Annotated in this window: 20 protein-coding genes; 15 read left to right on the top strand and 5 right to left on the bottom strand. The window is 46.8% G+C overall.

The genetic code is table 11. From position 1 onward, the window contains the following. Nucleotides 1-6: 6 nt before the first annotated feature. Both pgl and zwf read right to left on the bottom strand, forming a co-directional pair. Nucleotides 7-711: a 6-phosphogluconolactonase gene (pgl, locus tag KCO92_RS02345; protein ID WP_233710462.1), complete on the bottom strand. Its 705-nt coding sequence runs from the start codon at nt 709-711 to the stop codon at nt 7-9. Further along, entirely contained in the window at nt 708-2,039 is a 1,332-nt protein-coding gene (gene zwf / locus KCO92_RS02340; RefSeq protein ID WP_104695549.1) for a glucose-6-phosphate dehydrogenase, read from the bottom strand. Before zwf ends, pgl begins: the two co-directional genes overlap by 4 nt. A 91-nt stretch (nt 2,040-2,130) precedes the next feature. Here zwf and edd point away from each other — a divergent pair, with 91 nt between their 5' ends. Genes edd through mfd form a run of 15 tightly spaced genes read left to right on the top strand, consistent with a single transcriptional unit; the run spans nt 2,131 to nt 21,206 of the window. Further along, nucleotides 2,131-3,921 carry a phosphogluconate dehydratase gene (gene edd / locus KCO92_RS02335; RefSeq protein WP_104695548.1) on the top strand — a complete coding sequence of 597 codons (1,791 nt, stop codon included), beginning with the start codon at nt 2,131-2,133 and terminating at the stop codon, nt 3,919-3,921. Between the two features lie 10 nt (nt 3,922-3,931). Continuing rightward, the gene (locus tag KCO92_RS02330; protein ID WP_104695547.1) at nt 3,932-4,561 is read left to right on the top strand and encodes a bifunctional 4-hydroxy-2-oxoglutarate aldolase/2-dehydro-3-deoxy-phosphogluconate aldolase; all 630 of its coding nucleotides are present in this window, start codon (nt 3,932-3,934) and stop codon (nt 4,559-4,561) included. A 7-nt stretch (nt 4,562-4,568) separates the two neighbouring features. Next, nucleotides 4,569-7,352: a RecB-like helicase gene (locus tag KCO92_RS02325; protein WP_158653559.1), complete on the top strand. Its 2,784-nt coding sequence runs from the start codon at nt 4,569-4,571 to the stop codon at nt 7,350-7,352. Nucleotides 7,353-7,360: 8 nt separating this feature from the next. Next, nucleotides 7,361-8,683 carry a sodium/proton antiporter NhaA gene (gene nhaA, locus KCO92_RS02320; protein WP_104695545.1) on the top strand — a complete coding sequence of 441 codons (1,323 nt, stop codon included), beginning with the start codon at nt 7,361-7,363 and terminating at the stop codon, nt 8,681-8,683. Nucleotides 8,684-8,729: 46 nt separating this feature from the next. After that, on the top strand, nt 8,730-9,044 hold the full coding sequence (gene yajC, locus KCO92_RS02315; RefSeq protein ID WP_104695544.1) for a preprotein translocase subunit YajC: 315 nt from the start codon (nt 8,730-8,732) through the stop codon (nt 9,042-9,044). A 3-nt stretch (nt 9,045-9,047) separates the two neighbouring features. Continuing rightward, a complete protein-coding gene (gene secD / locus KCO92_RS02310; RefSeq protein WP_199766046.1) occupies nt 9,048-10,673 on the top strand; it encodes a protein translocase subunit SecD in 1,626 nt (541 codons plus the stop codon). Then, complete coding sequence (secF, locus tag KCO92_RS02305) at nt 10,660-11,631, top strand: protein translocase subunit SecF (RefSeq protein ID WP_104695543.1); 972 nt, start codon at nt 10,660-10,662, stop codon at nt 11,629-11,631. Before secD ends, secF begins: the two co-directional genes overlap by 14 nt. A gap of 13 nt (nt 11,632-11,644) precedes the next feature. Continuing rightward, nucleotides 11,645-11,986, top strand: a complete 342-nt coding sequence (locus tag KCO92_RS02300) for a DUF6394 family protein (protein WP_104695542.1) — start codon at nt 11,645-11,647, stop codon at nt 11,984-11,986. Further along, the gene (leuS, locus tag KCO92_RS02295) at nt 11,986-14,400 is read left to right on the top strand and encodes a leucine--tRNA ligase (RefSeq protein ID WP_104695541.1); all 2,415 of its coding nucleotides are present in this window, start codon (nt 11,986-11,988) and stop codon (nt 14,398-14,400) included. The genes KCO92_RS02300 and leuS overlap by 1 nt, the downstream gene beginning before the upstream one ends. After that, nucleotides 14,397-14,900, top strand: a complete 504-nt coding sequence (gene lptE / locus KCO92_RS02290; RefSeq protein ID WP_104695540.1) for an LPS assembly lipoprotein LptE — start codon at nt 14,397-14,399, stop codon at nt 14,898-14,900. The genes leuS and lptE overlap by 4 nt, the downstream gene beginning before the upstream one ends. Continuing rightward, entirely contained in the window at nt 14,897-16,081 is a 1,185-nt protein-coding gene (locus KCO92_RS02285) for a folylpolyglutamate synthase/dihydrofolate synthase family protein (RefSeq protein ID WP_104695539.1), read from the top strand. The genes lptE and KCO92_RS02285 overlap by 4 nt, the downstream gene beginning before the upstream one ends. Next, nucleotides 16,071-16,997, top strand: a complete 927-nt coding sequence (locus tag KCO92_RS02280; protein ID WP_104695538.1) for a M23 family metallopeptidase — start codon at nt 16,071-16,073, stop codon at nt 16,995-16,997. Before KCO92_RS02285 ends, KCO92_RS02280 begins: the two co-directional genes overlap by 11 nt. Next, complete coding sequence (locus KCO92_RS02275) at nt 16,984-17,925, top strand: M23 family metallopeptidase (RefSeq protein ID WP_104695537.1); 942 nt, start codon at nt 16,984-16,986, stop codon at nt 17,923-17,925. The genes KCO92_RS02280 and KCO92_RS02275 overlap by 14 nt, the downstream gene beginning before the upstream one ends. Beyond that, nucleotides 17,838-18,239, top strand: a complete 402-nt coding sequence (locus KCO92_RS02270) for a bactofilin family protein (RefSeq protein ID WP_104695536.1) — start codon at nt 17,838-17,840, stop codon at nt 18,237-18,239. Before KCO92_RS02275 ends, KCO92_RS02270 begins: the two co-directional genes overlap by 88 nt. After that, nucleotides 18,240-21,206 (top strand): transcription-repair coupling factor, encoded by a 2,967-nt coding sequence (mfd, locus tag KCO92_RS02265; RefSeq protein WP_104695535.1) that lies wholly within the window; start codon nt 18,240-18,242, stop codon nt 21,204-21,206. On the opposite strand, the gene KCO92_RS07395 is transcribed toward mfd, so the two are convergent. The 3 genes from KCO92_RS07395 to KCO92_RS07565 are packed head-to-tail and all read right to left on the bottom strand — an operon-like array spanning nt 21,203 to nt 22,258. After that, nucleotides 21,203-21,406, bottom strand: a complete 204-nt coding sequence (locus tag KCO92_RS07395; RefSeq protein WP_233710465.1) for a hypothetical protein — start codon at nt 21,404-21,406, stop codon at nt 21,203-21,205. The genes mfd and KCO92_RS07395 overlap by 4 nt on opposite strands. Continuing rightward, nucleotides 21,336-21,569 carry a PP2C family serine/threonine-protein phosphatase gene (locus tag KCO92_RS07570; protein ID WP_324726185.1) on the bottom strand — a complete coding sequence of 78 codons (234 nt, stop codon included), beginning with the start codon at nt 21,567-21,569 and terminating at the stop codon, nt 21,336-21,338. The genes KCO92_RS07395 and KCO92_RS07570 overlap by 71 nt, the downstream gene beginning before the upstream one ends. Beyond that, nucleotides 21,539-22,258, bottom strand: a complete 720-nt coding sequence (locus tag KCO92_RS07565) for a protein phosphatase 2C domain-containing protein (RefSeq protein ID WP_281728032.1) — start codon at nt 22,256-22,258, stop codon at nt 21,539-21,541. Before KCO92_RS07565 ends, KCO92_RS07570 begins: the two co-directional genes overlap by 31 nt. Nucleotides 22,259-22,501 lie beyond the last annotated feature (243 nt).

The following is a 22,501-nucleotide window of genomic DNA, read 5'->3' as shown; positions in this document are numbered from 1 at the left end:
CAGGTTTTATGGGGTATAGAAGACATTACAACTCACCTTTTCAGAATGCAAGATGTAGGAAATGGGAAGTTGGGGGTTGATCCCCTTGGCAGCCTCATCAAAAACCCTGCGTTTCTCCTCTCCAGAGATGAGTAACCAAGTTTCTTTACAACTCTCTAAAGCGCGCAAACTCATGCTAATACGCTTGTGGGGGGCATTTTGAGGCGTGGTGAGCACAAGAGGCTCTGCGGTGCTTAGGGCATGCTCGTATTCAGGTGCATCGGGGAAAAGCGAGGCGGTGTGTCCGTCCAAGCCCATACCAAGCAGGGCTAAATCGGGTTGTTTGTAACTCTCCAGGGCCTTTTGTAAGATCATCTCGGGAGGGAGGCTGGCATCTGTAACCAAGGGGGTAAAGGGCACATCAATGTTAAATTTAGAGCGCACCTTATCTAAAAAATGCCTATGGATCAAACGCGCATTGCTATCCTCGTGATCAGGGGGGACAATGCGATCGTCGACTAAACCAAGAGTGTATTCATCCCACCAAGTGAGACCTGCCAAATACTCTAAAAAGGGGATCGGGCTTTTGCCTCCCGAAAAGGCGATATGGATTTGGTGATCGTCTGTGGCGTAAAGATAATCTAGATCATCTGTGAAGGCACTAGCATGGCATCCAAAACTATCTAGGTATCCTTGAGGAGTACCCATATTAGTAAGTTCTAAAAAATTCAAAACCACGCACGCCCCTCCTTCTCCAGCAGATCAAAAGCCTCTTTGGGACCAAAACTCCCCGCTGGGTAGAAATACAAGGGGGTTTCATTGGCCTGCCATGCTTGCAAGATGGGATCAAGCCACACCCAAGCAGCCTCTAACTCGTCTTGGTGGTTGAACGAACTTTGGTTGGAGTCAAAGGCATCTAAGATGAGGCGTTGGTAAGCGTCCATGCCACCCTCTAGTGCACTTTGCAATACGATGGGAGCATTGGCATGCAGACTCAGCGAAATAGTTGGGTTGGGTTGGATGTTAAAGACTAGAGAGTTGTCCCCTTTAAAACCAACTACCACTTGCACGAAAGAACCCCCCATGCGCTTGCCTGTGCGCAGATAAAAGGGCACATCCACCCATTCGGGGCGATCAATTTCTAGTTTGAGCGCGACAAAGGTTTCAGTTTGGCTTTGTGGATTGACATGGGATTCTTGCCTATAGCCCACTAGTGCATCATTTGCGCTGTATTGAGCGCGCACTACTTGGTGGCGCACCGCTTGGTCATCTAAGGGTTTGAGACTTTGGAGTAAAGAGAGTTTAGCTTTGCGGATGGAGGAGGCATCTAAGTTTGAGGGTGGGGGCATGGTGAGTAGGGCGAGCATTTGGAGCATGTGGTTTTGAAGCATGTCACGCAGTGCCCCCATGGGGTCGTAAAAGCCCCCTCGACTCTCCACCCCCAAGGTTTCGCACACGCTAATTTGCACATGATCAACATGACCATGATTGCAAAGGGCTTGAAGCCAGGGATTAGAGACGCGCAGACCCAAGAGATTTTGCACGCTCTGCTTACCCAAATAGTGATCGATGCGATAAATTTGGCTTTCCTGGTAGTGCTGGGCAATACTCTTGTGAATCGCGCGCGCGGAGTGCAGATCCACCCCTAAGGGCTTTTCTAACACAATCTTAACTTGGGGGGCGTTCAGTCCCACCTGCGCCAAATGCGCGCAAGCGATCGCAAAAAACTCTGGAGCGATGGAAAAATAAATGAGCGTATTGGGGTGAAGGGGCTTTTGCGTGAGAGCTTTAAAATCCTGGGCTTGGGTTAAGTCCATCGGTACATATTCAATATGCTGGGTAAAATTTTCCCACAATACCAAATCAAGATTTTTGAGATGAGGCTTTGTCTTGGTGTCTAATAAATGTAGAAATTCCTCGCGACTAAGGCGCGAACGCCCCGTAGCTAAAATACTAGGGACTAATAACTGATCCTTATAAGCTCTATAGAGGGCGGGGAAAATCTTACGCAAAGCTAAATCCCCCGTTGCGCCTAGTAAAATAAAATGACCCTCACGCATTAAAATCCTTCTAAGCCCATTTAGGACATGGGATATTTTTACCAAAAAGATAGCATACTTTGGACATACACAAGACATACAAGGATCATCTATGGCACTAAAAGCTCTCGAGCATGTTACAAAACTTATCATGGAGCGTAGCAAGCCCACCCGTCAAGCTTATTTAGAACGCGTTACGCAACATCAAGGCAAAATTGCACGCAAAGATTTGGGTTGTGCGAACTTAGCGCACACTTATGCCAGCCTACCCGCTCATCTTAAGGACACTATCAAAGACACCCAAAGGCGCAATTTCGCCATTGTTTCGGCCTACAATGACATGCTATCTGCTCACCAGCCTTTTAAAACCTACCCCGATCTCATTAAAGAAGAGCTAGTTAGGTATGGTTTGAGTGCACAATTTGCTGGAGGAGTACCCGCCATGTGTGATGGGATCACGCAAGGGTATGAGGGCATGGAACTTAGCCTCTTTTCGCGCGATGTGATCGCGATGAGCACTGCGGTTGCCCTTTCTCATAATGTCTTTGATGGAGCGTTTTACTTAGGAGTGTGTGATAAAATTGTGCCCGGCTTGCTCATTGGTGCGCTTCAGTTTGGGCATTTGCCTAGCATTTTTGTGCCCTCAGGGCCGATGAGTAGTGGGATTTCTAACGCACAAAAGTCTAAAACGCGCGAACTCTTTGCTCAGGGCAAAATCTCTAGGGATGCGCTTTTAGAAAGTGAGATGCAATCTTACCATTCTGTGGGCACTTGTACTTTCTATGGTACGGCTAACTCTAACCAAATGATGGTGGAGCTCATGGGCTTGCACCTACCAAATTCTGCCTTTATCAATCCTACTACCTCCTTAAGGCAAGCATTAGTTAAAGCAGCTGCTACGCATATGGCTACCCAAGAGGTTAAACCCATTGGGGTGTTGCTAAGTGAAAAGAATATTGTGAACGCGATGGTGGGCTTGATGGCGACAGGAGGCTCAACTAATCACACTATCCATCTTGTAGCGATTGCCAAGGCCGCAGGGATTATCATTAATTGGGATGATTTTGACGCGATTTCTCAGATGACTCCCCTTTTAGCGCGTGTCTATCCCAATGGTAAAGCCGATGTGAACCAATTTGAGGCAGCCGGAGGGTTAGCCTTTGTGGTGCGCGAACTCTTGAGTGCGGGACTCTTGCATGAGGATTGTGAAACGATCATGGGAGAGGGCTTGCACGCCTACACCCAAAACCCTTATTTGCTAGAGGACAAACTCACTTACAAAGAGGGCGTGTTAGAGAGTTTAGATACCAATATTGTGCGCCCTGTAAAAGAGCCCTTTAGTGTAGATGGAGGACTAAGGACACTCAAGGGGAATTTAGGACGCGCAGTGATCAAAATCTCCGCAGTTGCTCCAGAACACCAAAGAATCCAAGCTCCTGCCCTTGTATTCCACTCTCAACAAGAGTTTTCAGATCGCTTTAAACAGGGGGATTTGAATCGTGATTTTATCGCGGTGTTACCCTACCAGGGTCCGCGTGCCAATGGCATGCCCGAGCTACACAAACTCACCCCCATTTTAGGCACACTCCAAGATCAGGGCTTTAAGGTGGCGTTGATCACCGATGGGCGTATGAGTGGAGCATCGGGCAAAGTGCCCGCGGCTATTCATCTAAGCCCTGAAGCTCTTCTGGGCGGGGCGATCGCCCTCTTGCAAGAGGGCGATGAGGTGCTCTTAGATGCTAAAGAGGGGATTTTAGAGGCTCTTGTAGAACCTACAGAGTGGCAGGCAAGGACGCCTAAACCCACTTCACGCGATCATTTTGGCAGTGGACGCGAGCTCTTTGCCGGCTTTAGAAGTGTAGCCACCAGTGCAGAAACTGGGGCAACTAGTTTTGGAAATTAAGGAGAATACCATGCAAGCTAAAGAGATTTTAAATACCGGTCCACTTATCCCTGTGATCACCCTTGAAGACCCCAAGCAGGGCGTGCCTCTAGCCCGAGCCCTTCTAAAAGGGGGGATTAAGATTTTAGAGATCACTTTGCGCACACAGGGCGCGCTGGAGGGGATCGCGCGCATTGCCCAAGAAGTCCCCGAGGCAATTGTGGGCGCGGGCACAATCCTAAATGTTTCCATGTTAGAGCAAGTCAAAAAGGCAGGGGCGCGCTTTGCTATCAGCCCGGGGATTAATGCCAAGTTTGCACAAGAAGCCAAGAGTGTGGATATTCCCCTTATTCCGGGGGTAGCCAGTGCGGGGGAATTGATGTTAGCCTTAGAATATGGCTTTGAGGCGTTAAAACTCTTCCCAGCTGAAGCGGTGGGGGGGGTGAAATTGCTCAAATCCTTTAGTGCGCCTTTTGAGGGAGTGCAATTCTGCCCCACTGGGGGAATCAGTTTAGAGAATATGCACAATTATCTAGCCCTAGATAATGTTTCTTGTGTGGGGGGCTCATGGCTTACTCCCAAAGAGTTGCTAGCCCATGCCCAATGGGATCAAATCACCCAAATTGCCAAAGAGAGTGTGGCGCAAGCGAGTTTGCTATAATGACGGCATGAAAACATCCATGAACACAGACCCCCATCTAGTGTTGCGGGCTTCGGCAGGAAGCGGGAAAACTTTTGCGTTGGTGTTGCGCTATGTGGCTCTTCTTTTACAAGGAGTGCGCGCGCATGAGATTTTGGCGATCACTTTCACGAACAAAGCCGCTGCTGAAATGCAGCTGCGCGTGCTTAGAGCCCTTGAAGAATTGCGTGCAAATGTAGCAAGCGACCATACTATGGAATTTAAAAACCCCGCCCTTGTACAGGCTTTGCAGGACACTTATGGGCTTGATCCAAGTGTTATCGCGCCTCGCATTCCTGCTATTCATGCACAATTCATGCAGGACAAGCCCCAGATCATGACCATTGATGCCTTTTTCCAAAGGATTTTGCGCAAATTTAGCCATTTTGTGGAAGTGAGCGCGCAATTTGCGTTGAGCGATTTAGACCCTCAAGAGAAACTTTTAAGTTTTATCCAAGCCCTTAAACCTAGAGATAGGGAGAGTTTGAAGCGTTTTTGTGCGCATGTTTTGGATTTTAGTAAAAGTTTCAGTGCCACAGAAGCCCTAAAGTCTATTTTAGACCTCTATTATAGTGGCGTGCAGATGCAAGTTTCACAGACTAGCACACCCAATTTATCCGCCTTAGAAGAGGAAATCTTAGAGTGTGTGCGCGCGCTCCAAGCACAAATCCAGCAACGAGTCCCCACTCAAAAGGGTAAAGACGCGCTCAAGTGTGCGAATCTGCAAGCTTTACTCTCTTCTCCCAAGCCCATTGTTGAAGGCGCAAACTATTGTTATTTTAAAAAGTATGGGCTTGAGGACCTCAACCCTGATTTTGAAACCCTTAAGGAGAAAATTATCTCTTACTACCAATTGCAAGAGGTTTTGATCTTGCAAGAAGTTGCCTATTTTTTAGACCTCTATGCGACCCACACGCACAGCTCCACACAATTAGACTTTAACACCATCGCCCTGAAAACGCATGCCCTCTTGGCAGGAAATCTAGTAGATAGGGATTTTTTCTATTTTCGTCTTGATGGGCGCATTAGTCATATTCTAGTGGATGAGTTTCAAGACACCAGCGTGTTGCAATACCAAATTTTAGAACCCCTGATTGCAGAGATCAAGGCGGGCAGGGGGCAGAATTTGGCAGATCGGAGCGTGTTTTTCGTAGGCGATGTCAAGCAGAGCATTTATGGCTTTAGGGGGAGTTATAGCGATCTGTTTGTGCATGCGTGTGCGGAATTTGCAAGCAAGGAGCTAGATACTAATTACCGCAGTGATAAAGCCGTGCTGGACTTTGTCAACGCCACTTTTTCTGAAAAATTTAAGGAACAATACAGCGCGCAAAAAGCACACCCCAATGCCCAAGAGGGTTTCCTCAAGGTATGTAAAACGCACGATCTCTTAGAAACCCTCTGTGCTGAGGTATGCGTCCTATTAGAGGCTAAAGTTCCCCCCCAAGAAATCGCTATTCTGTGTTTCAAAAACCAAGATGCGATCGCTATTAGAGATTTCATGCTCCAAAGCTCCCGACCTCCTTTGCAGGGCGTAGCTTTTATAAGCGAGACAGACGCGCGTCTATTAGCCCAAAGAGAGGTAAAAATTCTCCTGCACGCCCTCAAGCATGCTCTAGCGCCCCAGCAGAATAAACCCTACCATAGCACCTGCATGGCTAAACTCTTAGGGCTACCTCTGCACACACCTCTACAACTCCCCTCTTTTGACTCTAATCTTAGTGCCTATCTATTAGCTATTATGCGTACCTTTAAACTTTATAGCGATCCGGCGCGTCACCTGCTAGAACTTTCACTCAATCAGTATGATATAGAGCAATTCATCACAATGCTAGAAAAGGAGGTGCCGGGCTTTAACCATACGGCATTGCAGGGGATCAAGATCATGACCATTCACAAGTCCAAGGGCATGGAATTTGGACATGTGCTTGTCGTCGAGCCTTTTGGAGGTAAAAGAGCGGACAACTCTAAGTTTTTCACCCTCTACGATCAAAAGCGTCTTAGACCTTTTTATCGACAAAAAGGTAGAGAACACTTTGATTCAGATTATGCAAAAGCCTTAGATACTCTCAAAGCGCGCAATACCCGAGAGGAACAAAATATCCTCTATGTGGCCTGCACACGCGCCAAACATAGCTTGATCGTAATCCAAGACCAACAAAAGAGTGTCTTCAATTGGGAAGAGAGGCAAGTGGGTTCTATTGCGCCCCAAACCCACACTCCATCACCCCAGCTCAAGTCTAGCACGCCCGCACTTTTGGAAAATCAACATGCCTTTGGCAGACAGAGTGATCACTTGCAAAAGCAAACCCCCAGCTCTTCTGATGCGCATTTAGCCATGCGTTTTGGTCAAGCTTTGCACAAGGCACTAGAGCTCCATTACGGCTATGGAATTGCCTTAGTGCAGCTGCAACCCTACTTGCAACACCATTTTGCTTTTATGAGAGTGGAAGCCTCCCAAGTGCTCAAGCGTTTGCAAGCCCTGCAACAAGAACAATCCTTTAACGCACTCTTAAAGCGCGGAGCACTCAGTGTAGAACTCTCTTTTAAAATCGATCAAAGCGTGTTGCGTATGGACATGCTCATCTGTAATCCTCAAGAAAAACATGTGTGGATTTTAGACTATAAAAGCGGGTCTACCTACTCCCATATGCACCAGCAACAAGTCTTAGGCTACCAGGAGAGTGTGGGGCGCATTTACGCCCAATACCGTGTAAGTGGGGCACTCATCTATACCCTTGAATCAGGTGTACAGGTGCGCCCCATCTCTCTATAAGGACAGCGATGACTCAACCGCGCAAGAATCTTTTTTTAGACTTTATCAAGAGTGAATCCTTTGGAGGGATTTTTCTCTTCATTAGTGCCGTGTGGGCAATGATTTATGCTAATTCTTTCTTGTCTACCTATTATTTTGAGCTATGGCACACCAAAGTAGGCTTTAATGTAGGAGAATTTTTCTTTGGTTTTTCCATCCATCAGTGGATTGATGATGTGCTCATGGCCTTGTTTTTTCTCCTGGTAGGCTTGGAGATCAAGCGCGAGGTACTCTATGGGGAGCTTTGTGGATTTGCCAAGGCAGCCTTTCCCGTGATCGCGGCTTTAGGAGGTATGATTGTCCCTGGGCTAATTTATCATAGCTTGAATGCTAATACAGCCAGTGCGCATGGCTTTGGGATTCCTATGGCTACGGATATCGCCTTTGCCTTAGGGGTGATTTTGCTCTTGGGTAAACGCGTGCCCCCCGCGCTTAAAGTTTTTTTAGTTACCCTAGCTGTGGCGGATGACTTAGGCGCAATTATCGTGATTGCGATCTTTTATAGCTCTAATTTATACATGACATGGTTGGCTGGATCGGGGGGAATTTTATTGGCGTTAATCTTGTTAAATGTACTGGGGGTGCGCTATTTGTGGATTTACTTACTCTTGGGGGTAGGATTGTGGATCACCACATATAATAGCGGAATCCATGCTACCATTGCGGGTGTAGCTCTCGCCTTCACCATTCCCATTAAGATCACACAGCGCAAACAGGTTTTGCACAGTTTTGGCGCGATGATGGAGAGCTTTAAAAACGCGTTTAACCCCAAGACGCACAGCACCAATAAACCCCTAGACCAGGACCAGCGCGACATTCTCTACACCTTGCAAGACGCCACGAGAAATTTACAAAGCCCTTTAGAGCGCTTGGAACACGCCCTGCACCCTTATAGCGCGTATTTCATCATGCCTCTGTTTGCGCTAGCTAATGCGGGGGTAGCTATTAATCAAGACTTGAATTTTAAGGTCGATGAAATTTTATGGGGCGTGATCTTAGGGCTGGTGGTAGGAAAACCTATTGGTATTTTGGGGATCACTTTTTTGGCAGAAAAGCTTAAAATTGCTAAACGCCCCGATGGGGTGAGCTGGGGACAGATTCTAGGAGCGGGCATGCTCGCGGGCATCGGATTTACCATGTCCATGTTTATGGCTAATCTAGCCTTTGACAGCAAGGATGCAATGGAAGTCTCTAAGATTGCCATTTTATTAGCCTCGCTGATCTCAGGTATACTGGGCACCCTCTATCTAGTTGCCGCACATAAAAGAATAAATCTTAAAGCCAAGCCTTAAGTAAAGTTACTATAATCGAAGTTTTGAATCTCAAAAAGGAAGTTTTATGAACCAAACTAAGGAAATCCTGACCTCCATTTTACCCCTCTTGGTGCTCTTTGCGATTTTTTACTTCCTCATTATTCGCCCTCAACGCGTGCAGGCTAAGAAACATAAGGAAATGTTGGAGGGCTTGCAAAAGGGAGATAAAATTGTCTCTCAGGGAGGGCTCATCTGTGAGGTGATCAAACCTGAGGCCAATTTCTTTAAAGTGCGTTTGAATGAGGGGTTAGAAGTCAAGTTAGCAAAAAATTATGTGGCTTATAAGTTGGATGAAGAAAGCGCAAATAACTCTGTTTCTTTGAAGAAAGAGGCACAGTAGTCTTTGGGGCGGGTGTTTAATGCGCGTTTGCTGATCTTTGTGATCGCGCTTGTCTTTGGCGTGGGACTTTCTTTGCCTAGCCTGTTACAAACTAAGGGACCTAAGATCACTCTAGGTTTAGACCTAAGGGGGGGGTTGAGCTTATTGCTAGGGGTGCAGATCGAAGAGGCGCTCAAGAATAAGTACACTTCTATGGCTACCTCGTTAGACTACGCCTTTAAGGCACAGAATATCTTGGTGAAAGACCTGCAATCCTCTCTGCGAGGGGTGGAGTTTGATCTACTAGACCCCGATGAAGCCAAAGCCTTAAACAAAATTTTGGAGGATTTTAGCAAGGAGGGCGTACAGGTCGATCACGCTCAAGAACATTATACTCTTTCTTTGAGCGCTGAAAAGGCTCAAGATTTTCAGTATCAAACTCTTTTGCAAGTCATTAGCACGATTAGAAACCGCCTTGATCAATTCGGATTAGCCGAACCCACTGTGCTCCAGCAGGGTAGGGACGCGATCCTGGTGCAATTACCCGGGATTAAGACCTTGGCTGAAGAACAGCGGGCTAAAGACTTGATCACCAAATCTGCCCATTTACAGATGATGGCAGTTGATGAGGAAAAGAACCCCTATCTAGCTGAACTCAGCCCAGAGGAAATCCATAAACTAGGTGATGTGGCCTTGCCCTATGCGCCCCAGAGTGGGGGGCAGGGTAAATTGCTCTTGAGGGCAATCCCTATTTTAGATGGAGAAATGCTCACCGACGCACAAGTAGCCTATGATAACAACAACCAACCCGTGGTGAGTTTTAGTTTAGATTCAAGGGGAGCTAAAATCTTTGGGGATTTTTCAGGGAGCAATGTGGGCAAACGCATGGCGGTGGTCTTAGACAATAAGGTCTATTCTGCTCCCTATATCCGTGAGCGCATTGGGGGGGGAAGCGGGCAGATTAGTGGGAGCTTTAGCGTGGAGCAGGCCAGTGACTTGGCTATCACGCTTAGAAGCGGGTCTTTGCGCGCGCCCATCAGTGTGCTAGAAAAGCGCATTATTGGACCGAGTTTAGGAGCAGATAGCATCCGCACTTCTCTGATTGCCCTAGCAGGGGCGTTTATTCTAGTCATCGCCTTTATGATTTTCTACTATGCGATGGCAGGGGTGATTGCCAGCGTGGCGTTGGTGGTGAATTTGTTTTTGATTATCGCCGTGATGGCGCTCTTTGGGGCAACCTTGACTCTGCCAGGCATGGCAGGGATTGTGCTCACTGTGGGTATGGCAGTGGACGCTAATATCATCATCAATGAGCGAATCCGCGAAGGGCTTAGGGGCAATGAAAGCGTGGTGCAGGCCTTGCATTCAGGTTATGCCAACGCTTCAAGGGCGATTTTTGACTCCAATCTCACCTCTTTAATCGCTTCCTTTTTACTCTATGCATATGGCACGGGCTCGATTAAGGGCTTTGCGCTCACCACAGGCATTGGGATTCTAGCCTCTATTTTAACCGCCATCATTGGCACACAGGGCTTTTACCAAGCCATTGCCCACAAACTTTCCAAAAAGAAGGGGCTTTATTTTTGGTTTGGGATTAGCTTAAATACCCATTCTAAACCTTCTAAAAAGGTTACACATGGAACTCTTTAAGCGGGTTCGGGTTTTGGATTTTATGGGCTATGCCCGTTTTACCCTGCCTCTTTCGGGCGTGCTCGTGCTCGTCTGTGTGTTTTTGATCTTCTTCAAGGGGTTTAATTTAGGGGTGGATTTTTCTGGGGGGAGTGTGGTGCAGGTGCGCTTTGAAAAGGTAGTCAGCGTGGCTAAGGTGCGCGAGGTGGTGGCTACCCAGTTTAAGGGCGTGCAGGTGAGCGAATTTGGTGCGCCTGAAGAAATGGTGATTAAAATCCCTCTTTTAGCCACCCAGCAGGGCACTCAACAAGATTTAGGCGTGCAAATTAGCCAATTACTCAATCCTTTAGGCAAGTTCGAAATCCGCAAGTTAGACAGCGTAGGGCCTAGAGTGGGAAGTGAGCTCAAAGAAAAGGGAGTCTTATCGCTAGTTCTAGCCATCATTGCGATGATGATCTATGTGAGTTTTCGCTATGAGTGGCGTTTTGCCCTAGCGGGTGTGCTGGCTTTAGCCCATGACACTCTGGTAACAGCGGTGAGTGTCATTGTGTTTAATATTGATCTCAATTTAGAGGTGATCGCCGCGCTCTTGACTTTGTTAGGTTATTCGATCAACGATACGATCATTATTTTTGATCGAATCCGTGAGGGCATGCTCGCACGCAAACAGCAGGACTTGAATACTCTCATCAACCAAGCGATTTCCAACACCCTAAGCCGCACCCTATTAACTTCGCTCACGGTGTTTTTCGTCTTGGTAGTGCTTTACTTCTTTGGCTCTAAAATCTTAGTGGGCTTTTCTCTACCCATGTTGGTGGGCACGATTGTAGGGACTTATAGCTCAATTTTTATTGCGCCTAAACTCGCCGTGTTGCTAGGCTTTGATCTAGGCAAGTACCATGACAAAGAACTCAAAAAACTCAAACGCAAACAGGAAAAGGAACGCCTGCGCCAACTTTACGAGCACGGGCGTGTCTAGCTAAAGGAGAAACATGGACTGGGGTCGTGTCGCCTTTGTGATCTTTAGCTTGGGGAGCACCACTTCAGTAGCGGGTTTTTTGTACGAACCCAATGTGGTTGTCTTATTTGTTGCCCTCGCACTCAATCTCATCACCACTACGCTTAAAATTGGAGTGCAAAAACAATTCGCCTCCGAACTCTTAGGAGGATCGATTTCTGCCCTTTTGCACCTCATCCCCGCCTTTATCTTTTTGCAAATTCTCAATAATTCTATTTTCACCTACACCCTCATGGTTGGCGCACTTTTGAGCAATGTTTTTTGTTTAATTTTGATTATCATCGATGGCACTAAAAACATGGATACGGAGTATTAATGCAACACTACAACGCACACAGCATAGAGCAAAAATGGCAGGCAATTTGGACTCGGAGCGGGGTGTTTGAGCCCCTTAAGGATTTAACAAAACCCAAAAAGTATATTTTAAGCATGTTCCCCTATCCCAGCGGGGCGATTCACATGGGACATGTGCGCAATTACGCCATCGGGGACGCACTCGCGCGTTATTACCGCCAAGTGGGTTATAATGTTTTGCACCCGATGGGCTTTGACGCCTTTGGTATGCCCGCAGAAAATGCAGCCATTCAATATGGTGTGCACCCTAAGAAATGGACTTATGAGAATATCGCTAAAATGCGCGAGGAATTTCAGGCATTGGGCTTTTCCTTTTCTCAAGCACGAGAGTTCGCCACCTGCGATCCCCATTACACTAAGATTGAGCAGGGCTTTTTTATCGAAATGTATAAAAAAGGTTTGGTCTATCAAAAAGAGGCGTGGCTAAATTGGTGTCCTAAGGATAAAACCGTTCTAGCTAACGAGCAGGTTATCGAGGGGAGATGCTGGCGCTGTGATACTCCTGTGGTGCAAAAGCAGATGCCCCAATACTACTTAAAAATCACAAAATACGCCGAAGAACTCTTAGCAGAACTCAAAACCCTAGAGGGGTATTGGCCCAGCCAAGTCTTGCGCATGCAGGAAAACTGGATTGGCAAATCCCAAGGTCTTGCTTTCCACTTCAATCTAGCCCCTAAGAGCATTGCTCTCTTAAAAGACCAATACCACCAAATCGAGGTCTTCACCACCCGTATTGACACCATTTATGGGGTTACCTTTATCGCCCTAGCCCCCGGGCATCCCATTGTGGGCGCGCTTTTAAAAGGAAAACATGTAGACCCTGCCAGTCAGCAAGCCATTGTAGAGATGCAAAACACTTCTGCGCGCGCACGCGCTTTAGAGAAAAAGGGGGTGTTATTGCCCTTGCAAGCCCTGCACCCCTTAAGCCAAGAGCCCATCCCTATTTATGTGGCTAATTTCGTGCTAGAGAGTTATGGAAGCGGGGCGCTCATGGGTGTGCCTGCTCATGATAGCCGCGACCACGAATTCGCCACGCTTTTAAATATCCCTATCAAACAAGTCATCAACGAAGAGGGAGTTTTAGAACACAGCGATACCTACAACGGACTCACCCCCGCTCAAGCGCGCGAAAAATTAAGCGATCTTTTTGAAGGACAGGATTTGGGGCAGCGCATCACCCATTATCGCCTGCAGGATTGGGGCATTAGTCGCCAACGCTACTGGGGTGCGCTCATCCCAATGGTGCGCTGCGAACACTGCGGTCTTGTGCCAGAAAAGCTAGAAAACCTGCCTATCTTACTCCCTGAAGATGTGCAGATTGATGGAGAAGGCAATCCCTTAGAAAAGCACTTAACTTTCAAGGCATGTTCATGCCCTATGTGCGATCGCCCCGCTCAAAGAGAGAGCGACACCATGGATACCTTTTTCCAATCCAGCTGGTATTTCTTGCGCTACGCCACGCCTAAAGAACTCTGGGACACGCAAGCCTTTGAACCCCAAGCACTCGCCTACTGGCTGGGTGTAGATGAATACATCGGCGGGGTGGAGCATGCGATCTTGCACCTGCTGTATGCGCGCTTTTTTACTAAGGTCTTGCGCGATTTGGGCTATTTGCGCCTAGATGAACCCTTTACATGTCTAACCACACAGGGCATGGTGCTTAAAAATGGAGCTAAAATGAGTAAATCTAAGGGGAATGTGGTGAGCCCCCAAGAGATTTTAGAAAAGTATGGCGCAGACATCGCGCGGCTTTACATCCACTTTGTCGCTCCGCCTAGTAAAGAACTCGATTGGAATGACAAAGCCCTAGAGGGTGCAGCCCGCTTTCTCAAACGCTTTTATGAGAAATCCTTTTTAGCTTCACCCTGCGATCACCCCCCCAAGTTAGAAAATCTCAACCCCGCAGAAAAGCAGGCACGCCAAAAAGTGCATTTAGCTTTGCAAAAATGCCATGCCATCTTTGAGAAAAAACAACCCGGTTACCCCTTTAACACCCTTATTGCTGCATGTATGGAAGCCCTCAATGCGTTAGAAAAAACCACTAACCCTGCCCTTTGGAGCGAAGCCTACTACATTTTAACCCACATCTTAGAGCCCATCATTCCCCATGTGTGCTCAGAAGTCGCCCAGCGACTCTTTAAATGCCAAAATTTCAAATCCCAAGAAGTAGATTCACAAGCTTTAGAACAAGAAAAGATTGAGATTGCTATTAGCATCAATGGTAAAAAACGCGCGAGTGTGGTTGTGGATAAGGATTTAGATCGCGATGCCCTTGTGGCCCAAGCCAAAGAGCAGGTGCAAAAATGGTTAGAGGGTAAACAAATTCTTAAGGAAGTGATTGTACCCGATAAGTTGGTAAATTTTGTGTTGCGATGAGGGCTTTGGTTATGGCGTTAGGGTTTGTTTTAGGTGGCTGTGGCTATAAGCCCATTGCCACCTTCGCGCAGAATGCACTAGGGCAGGGTATCTTCGTGCGCCTGATTGTGAATTTACCCAACCCGCGTAACTCCGTGCAATTTAAGGATATGCTCAATCGGATCATTGTGCAACGCTTCCAAAACACCCTCACCAGCGAAGCACAGGCCGATTCTATCATCACCATAGAAATCACCCGTGTGATTGACACTTCCATCAGTCAGAACCAAGAGGGTTTTACTACCTTCTATCGTGCGACTGCCTATGTGGATTACACCTATGACAATAAAAAAGGCGCGGTGAAAACATTCAAAGATACGGGCTATTATAATTATGCAGTTTCTTTGCAAAATCCTTTGACTACTTATAAAAATCGTCTCTATGCGATCGCGCAAGCCTTGAACCAAACTCTAACCCAATTTGTGGCTCAAATTGCCTATGAGGGCAAGCTCAACAAATGAATTTAAGCGCGTTTCTCACCTCCCTAGCACAGGAATACGCTCCTTTCGATCCAACGCGTTTTCCTAAAGTCTATGCACGCTTTTTGGAACGCTTTAGCGATAATACACCTAAAATTCAGATTATCGGCACAAATGGCAAGGGGAGCACAGGGCGTTTTATCACTTTGCTTCTGGAGCAAGCGGGCCTAAAAGTGCTACATTTCACTTCCCCTCATCTGTTAAGTTTTCGTGAGCGCTTTTATACACAAGGCTCTATTATTTCTGAAAATGCCCTGCAAGAAGCGCATGCCCATTTGCATAAGTATTTGCATAAATTGCGTTTAGATTCTCACATTAGTTATTTTGAATACGCCACTCTCTTAGCGGTCGTGTTAGCTCAAGACTGCGATTTGATGGTGGCAGAAGCCGGACTTGGAGGCGCGTTGGACAGCACTACGCATTTGCACGCGCGTTGTGCATTGGTCTGCACACCCATTAGCCTGGATCACACCGATCGCTTGGGTAGCACACTTTCAGAAATAGCCCATACCAAATTGGCAGCTATGGGAAGTTTGGAGCCTAACACTCCCATCATCTTAGCTCCTCAAGACCCCAGCGTCCAAATGCAGGCACAAGAAATGGCAATGAGCCACAGCTTGCCCCTCTTTTTAGTCAATCCCCCCTCTCCCACCGCTTGTATCTACGCCAATCACTACGCCTATCCGCTCTTTCTAGCCCAAAACCTTCAAACTGCATTGGATAGCCTAGAAGTACTTCAACTTCCCCATAACCCTGCTACTATCCCACCCCTAGATTTACGCGGACGCTTTGAAATCCTGGAGTCTAATTTAATCTTGGATGTAGTGCACAATGTGGGTGGCGCAAAAGCATTAAAAGAGGCCTTGCAACAGAATTTTAAAGATCAAAAAATCCACTTAGTTTATAATAGCTACGCTAGGAAGGATGTGCGGAGTATTTTGGAGTGTTTGCGATCTGTCATTGCGCGCGTGTGGGTCTTCAAGGTTGAAGATATCCAGATCATGGAGCTGGAGAAATTGGAAGATTTACTAGAGAAATTACATCTAGCGTGGGAAATCTTTTCATGGAAAAAATTCTACGCTCTCAAAGAAGAAAATCTTTGGGTCGTGGGAGGTTCTTTCAGTGTTGTGGGAACATTTTTAAGGGAGTATGATGCGGGATAAGCTTGTGTTAACCATCATTGATGAAAGCGGTTCCAAGCAGCTTAGACTCTCTAAGAATGTGAAGCGATATTGTTTAATTACGGCTTGTGTCGTGCTTTTATGCGTGGTAGCTGGAGGAATAGGATTAGGTTATTTGGTACAAAAACTGGGTCAGGTGACTTTAGAGAAACGCATTACAGAGGCTAACTACAAAGAGCTTTACCAAAAAAATAACACTCTCAAACAAAATATCCAGTATAAAACCCAAGAAATCGCCTTGGTGAGTCAGCAAATCAAGACTTTGGAAAACATTCTCAAAATTGATAAAGGCGATACGCTCAACGCGCAGGCCTATGGCCACATCAACTTGGAATCACTCCCCCTATCCAGTAAAAACTTAGCTCTAACTCTCATCCCTAATGGTGTGCCTTTGGCAACTTATACGCAGAAGAGCTTCACAGCTCCCATTCCCAACAGACTACAGGCACATGCGGGCTACGATTTTAGCACTCCCCCTAGAACTCCTGTTTATGCGAGTGCTAGTGGGGTGGTGGATGTGGTGCTTTTGAGCAAGCAGGGGTATGGGAATTTGGTGCGCCTAGAACATGCCTTTGGATTTAGCTCCATTTATGCACACTTAAGCGAAATCGTAATGAAACCCAATAGTTTTGTGCAAAAAGGGGATTTAGTGGGCTATAGTGGCGATGGTAAAAGTGCCTATTCCAAAGGTCTTCACTACGAGATTCGTTTCTTAGGGCAGGTGGTAGACATGCCCGCTTATCTTGCATGGAGTTTAGATAAGTTTGAAGTGATTTTCCAAGAGGAGTCGCCCATTAACTGGAAGAACCTCTTTTATAGCATTGAGGACATTACCAAAACTCAGAATTACACTCCCCGCTCTTACTCTGCCAAAGGTGTTCCCAATGTGGCTCAATAGGCGTCTGATTTTAGTCTTCACCTACCCCGATGGAAGCAAATCCCTCAATGTACACACTCTTTACAAACAAATTGCCTACTATATGCTCTTGTTCGTGCTCAGTGTCCTCTTATTTTTGATTGCTGTGCTCTATCTTTTTGAGACTCAAATCACTCAAAATAAGAAACAGATTACAATCTTACGGGCTGAATTTGAAAAGAGTTCACAAATCCATGCGCGTTTAAATCAAGAAATGCGTGGGTATGTGGAAGATTTACTCTTAGCAGGTGAGCGGGTCAATGATTTAGAAAATCTTGTGGGCATAGAAAATGACACCCAAGAAGATCAGACCCCCTTAAGCGCTCGTTTAAATATGGCCAGTATCACGGGTGCACAGAAGAGTTTCATTATGCGTTTCATTCCCAATGACAACCCTCTGGAATCCTATCGCAGGATTTCTAGCGAATTCCAACAGCGCTACCACCCCATCTTACACCGCATGCAAAACCATACAGGTGTGGACTTGAGCACCCCTGTGGACACTCCTGTCTATGCCACAGCTAATGGAGTGGTGGGCATGGCTCACAATGGCTGGAATGGGGGTTATGGGCGACTCATCAAACTTTATCATCCCTTTGGCTTTAAGACCTACTATGCTCACTTGCATAAAATCGTGGTTAAAGATGGAGAATTCGTCAAAAAAGGGCAACTCATCGGTTATAGTGGAAGCTCTGGCATGAGCACGGGACCGCATCTTCATTACGAAGTGCGTTTCATGGACAAGCCCATCAATCCCATTTTTTTCATTAAATGGAATATGAAAAACTTCGACTTTATCTTCACACAAGAGAGGAATATTGCATGGCCATCTTTACTAACGACCATAAACAAGCTGCTAACGGGTCTGCCACCATCATCGCCCAAGGAAGCAAATTCCAGGGAACTTTGAACATGGACTGCCATCTGCACATTGATGGTGAAGTGGAAGGGACGATCCATTCTAGTAACACTGTTGTCATCGGCAAAAATGGGGTCGTGGTGGGAGATATTTTTGCACCTAGATTGGTTGTCAGTGGCAAATTCAATGGAAATGCACAGGCCGATGTGATCGAAATCATGCCTTTGGGCTTTGTGGATGGTAAGATTATCAGCTCTGAGCTGGTTATCGAGCGTAAGGGAATTTTAGTGGGGGAAAGCCGCCCCAAGGACAACGCCCACCCTCTTTTGGACAATAAAACCAATCTCTTAGAAAAGAAGGCCTGATTGATCCAAGCTAGCTTTCATAGCGCGCTTTCAAAAGGGTTTGAGAGCACAATTCTCATCGTGCAAGACGACGCGCAAGCACGTCAAGCTTCCCAAGTGGTGCGTTTCTTTGCTCCTCAAAAAGTCCTCTTCATCTTCCCCGAACTTAGGGCTCACTACTTGGATGACATGCGCGCCTTTAGCGCAGAGTTAAGCGCGCTCTTAAACCAGTTGCGCTTGTTTTACCAAGCCAAAGAAGCTAAGAAAGATTGCTTGCTCATCGCTCCTCTAAGCGCGATTCTGCACCCTCTGCCCAAGTCTTTTTTATGCCAAAGTTTCACTATCCAAGCCCTAGAAGCTACTCCCTTAGACGCGCTGCAAGCACGCCTACGCGCCTATGGTTATGAATTTGTAGACATGGTGGAGTTGCCCGGTGAGGTGAGTATGCGCGGGGATATTATGGACATTTTCACTCCCGGATCTCCCAAACCCCACCGCTTGAGCTTTTTTGGAGAGGAATGCGAGGACATTAAAACCTTCGATCTAACCACCCAGTTAAGCGATCCCCAACTCTTAGAGTGCCTAGAAATTCCCCCCGCGCTCTTCAGCCTCACTCCAGAGCAACACGCTACCCTTCTAACACGCCTAGAGAGTTTAAAAACAGATAGTTTAGTGCCTGATATTGCCTCTCTAGGTTTTTGGGCGTTACAAGATTGGGGGATGTGGCTTTGGGAGGAAGATAGTGCCCTCTTGAGTGCAGAGGCTTATCAAGAAGCCCAAGAATATGCCTGTTTGGAGCACATACCGCAATTAGAAAAAATCCTAGCCCTACCCCAACTTAGGCATCCCCCCGGGTATCAAGATTTGCACCTACCTCTAAAAAATCTCTCCGATTTTTGTGCCCTGCACCCCCAGCACAGCATCACACTCTTACACCGAGCCCATGAGAGTTTACCTCCCCTAGAGGCGCATGTTAAACCCTATATTTCAGATTGCGTGTTGCATTTTAGCACTCCTACGGAGATTTTTATCTCTGCACACACTTATCCTAAACCCCCAAAAGCTAAACCTCTCAACTTCGCTCTCAGTGAGCTTAACAGCGGGGATTTTGTGGTGCATGAGGACTATGGCGTGGGTCTTTTTCAGGGACTGGTACAACAAAGCGTGCTAGGAAGCGTGCGCGACTTTATCGCCCTAGAGTATCAAAACCACGATCGCCTCTTTGTACCTGTGGAAAACCTGCACTTATTGGAGCGCTACATCGCCCCCAACACACCCACGCTGGATAAATTAGGTAAGGGAGGTTTTAGCAAACTCAAGGCCAAAGTGCGTGCGGAGCTTCTAGGGTTGGCTGAGGATATTATCAGTGCACATGCAGAGCGCATGTTGCTTGAAGGGGTGAAAATTGCGCCCGATACCACCCCACTAAAAGCCTTCCACAACGCGCGCCCCTTCAAGCTCACAGAGGATCAAGATCGCGCCATAGAGGAAGTGTTGAGCGATCTAGCCAGCGGGCAGGTGATGGATCGCTTGCTCAATGGAGATGTGGGTTTTGGCAAAACCGAAGTCGCTCTTGTGGCAATCTACACCCTTGCTCTAGCAAAACGCCAAAGCGCACTCTTTGTGCCCACTACACTTTTATCTAGCCAGCATTTTGTTACCTTGCAAGCCCGCTTAAGTCCCTTTAATATCACCATTGCCAAACTCGATCGCTTTAGCAAGGACAAGGCGCGTGTTTTAAAAGAATTGCAAGAAGGGCGTATTGATGTGGTGGTAGGAACGCATGCGCTCTTAGGAGCAGAGTTTAAAAATTTGGGATTGGTGGTGGTAGATGAGGAACACAAATTTGGGGTCAAGCAAAAGGAGGCGATCAAGGCTTTAAGTCAAAATGTGCACCTCCTTAGCATGTCTGCTACCCCCATTCCCCGGACCCTGAGCATGGCTTTAGCCAAGATCAAGGATATTAGCTATTTGGCCACTCCTCCAGAGAGCAAACCTCCCGTGCGCACCTTTGTGAAAGAAAAAACCCCCGCTTTGCTCAAAGAGATCATTTTAAGGGAGCTGCGGCGCAAGGGTCAGGTGTTTTATATTTATAACCATATCCAAAGCATGCCTATGGTCCAAAAAATGTTGCAGGACCTTTTGCCCCATCTTAAAGTGGAAATTTTGCACTCTAAGACCCCGGCGCTCCAAGCGGAAAGTTTGATTTTGGAATTTGCACAAGGGGGTTTTGAGGTCTTGCTATGCACCAGTATTGTGGAATCGGGGATTCACCTACCCAATGCCAACACAATCATCATTGACAACGCGGATAGCTTTGGGTTGGCCGATTTGCACCAACTCAGGGGACGTGTGGGGAGGGGTATGCATGAGGGGTTTTGTTACTTTCTGGTAGAAGGCAAACAAAATTTAAGTCCGAGTGCGACTAAGCGACTGCTCGCTTTAGAAAAAAATGCCAGTTTGGGGAGCGGGGCGCATATTGCCCTGCATGACTTAGAAATTCGTGGTGGGGGAAATCTTCTAGGAAGCCATCAGAGCGGGCACATTAAGAGCATTGGTTATGCGTTGTATGCGCGTATGCTCGAAGATGCACTGCAGGAAAAGAGTGGGTCTGTGGGGGCGCGTGGCAGTGTAGAGCTCAAACTGGCCGTGAGTGGGTTTTTAAATGCGGAGTTAATCACTAGTGATGCCCTGCGCTTAGAGTTGTATCGGCGTTTGTCGCTTTGCCAAACAAGCGCGCAGGTGATAGAAATTGCCCATGAAATTGAAGATCGTTTTGGGGCATTAGACCCGATGAGTGCGCAGTTCTTGGCAATCATGCGTATTAAAATCTTGGCTAACCAACTCCAAATCCCCAAGATCACCCACCACCACCAGCATATCACGCTACACCTCCCCCAACCTGTCCACTTACAAGCCCCCAGCAAGGACGATACTCAAGTACTAGAAACCTTGCTAGGATATTTAGAACGCGCCTTAGTGTGTTAATCCTCAGACTCTGCCCGCTTGTCTATCAAGTTTTCTATCTTAACCTTTAACTTTTGCTCCGACTCGCTTAAAGAATCTGCGCTCTCTTTAACCAACATGATCACACTACAATCATCGGTCGTTTTTTCTTTAATCCGTGTTTCTAGCAAAGTTTCTAAGGAAGCCTGCACTTGATCGCGCATGCCCTGTGCGCGCGACATTCATATAATCTTGCAATATAGTTACTAAGGTGCGTTCTCTATTGCGGTAAAAGGATTCGCCCGCGCCATCAGACATCAGCACAAAGCCCGTAAAATTCTTATCGCTCAATTTGCCCTTAAACACTTTTGTGCTTAAAGGGGCATCTTTAGAAGTGGTGAAGATAGTCTCATTGCTAAATTCGCCATTTTATCGGGGTGACTTGCCACCACTAAAGTGCGATCTTTTAGCACCCCGCAGATGCCATCGCCTAAGTGCAATAATAAAAATTCATCGCCATTAATAGCCACTGCAAGCAAAGTAGAAGCGAGATCCTGCAAATTACAAGCCTTGTTTTGGATTGTTTCCTGCAATTTTTGTAATCTATCTTGCAAGGTGGTTTTTAATTGGGGGCTAGCTGACACAGAGCAGCGCCACTCTTTTTTAAAACGCTCTACAAGTTGCTTTTCTTCTTCAAAAACTTTTTCTGGCTCTTGCATACAAGCGCTTAGGTGGAGTTCGTGGAGTGCGCTTAAATCCTCAGCGCGCCAAATGTCTTGAACTCGAAACTCTTGGATGCGCTCTTGCAAGGTGGTGCAACAAGTGTTGAGTGCTTCTAATCGCTCTTGCAGGGTATTTTCTAGGGCTGTGACTTTGCTTTTAAAACCCTCTAACTCTTGTTGGCGCTTTTGTATAGTTTGGAAGTTTTGCACTTGGGTTTCTAGGATTGCAAAGTGTGCTACAAAGCTCTTGTATTCAAGATTGCCTAAAACATCTTTGGTCGGGGGTGTTGGAGTGAATGGAGGGTTATTGAGGTTAGAATTTTTGATAGCATGTCTTACCTTATCAACAGCACGCTCTGCTTGGACTTGCAAGCTTGAGCTCAAATGTTGTAAGGTGCGCTTGAGCTCTTGGCTCTGTGTGGCGTAGTCTTCATAGTCTGTGAACCACCCACCAAAGACGACTGGGCTTCTTGTTTCAACAATCCATAACTAGCTATATCCAGTATGTAGCCATACTTGATTACAACCCCCTTAGCGGGACAAGCGTTCTGCTTGCTTGAAACAAGCGTAACTTCGGATAATCCCTACCCAGAAAACGCGACGCGTTTTTTCCTT

It is taken from the genome of Helicobacter salomonis (assembly GCF_017979425.1).
GTDB lineage: Bacteria > Campylobacterota > Campylobacteria > Campylobacterales > Helicobacteraceae > Helicobacter > Helicobacter salomonis.
The sequence above is the reverse complement of the archived record's forward strand: the minus strand, read 5'-3'. Positions and strand labels throughout refer to the sequence as shown.